The sequence below is a fragment of the Tritonibacter sp. SIMBA_163 genome (assembly GCF_046535935.1).
Lineage (GTDB): Bacteria > Pseudomonadota > Alphaproteobacteria > Rhodobacterales > Rhodobacteraceae > Epibacterium > Epibacterium scottomollicae.
In genome coordinates this window covers 1-231 of record NZ_JAWJBP010001478.1, presented here as the reverse complement: position 1 = coordinate 231, position 231 = coordinate 1, and the positions used below count along the sequence as shown (strand labels likewise).

1 protein-coding gene is annotated in these 231 nt (G+C 45.9%); it reads right to left on the bottom strand.

Annotated elements, in window-relative coordinates:
* Window positions 1–9 precede the first annotated feature (9 nt).
* Window positions 10–231 (bottom strand): Pr6Pr family membrane protein (locus R0J92_RS27200; protein WP_411053976.1); only part of this gene is annotated, 222 nt, incomplete at its 5' end.

The following is a 231-nucleotide window of genomic DNA, read 5'->3' as shown; positions in this document are numbered from 1 at the left end:
AGATGTTTACTATTTAACTTCTGCGCTTAGCTGGCGGCCAGCAATCCACTTACGGCTGCCGACGACAACCGATGCACACAGGACAATTAACATCGTAATTACGATAGAACTAATCGCCACTTGGATATAGCCGCCATTCCCTGGATCTAAGAAGGGGTAAGGGTACCACTCCACTACAAGTCCGCGCAGCAAAGTATAAATGAGATACGCTACTGGATATAAAATCCATAG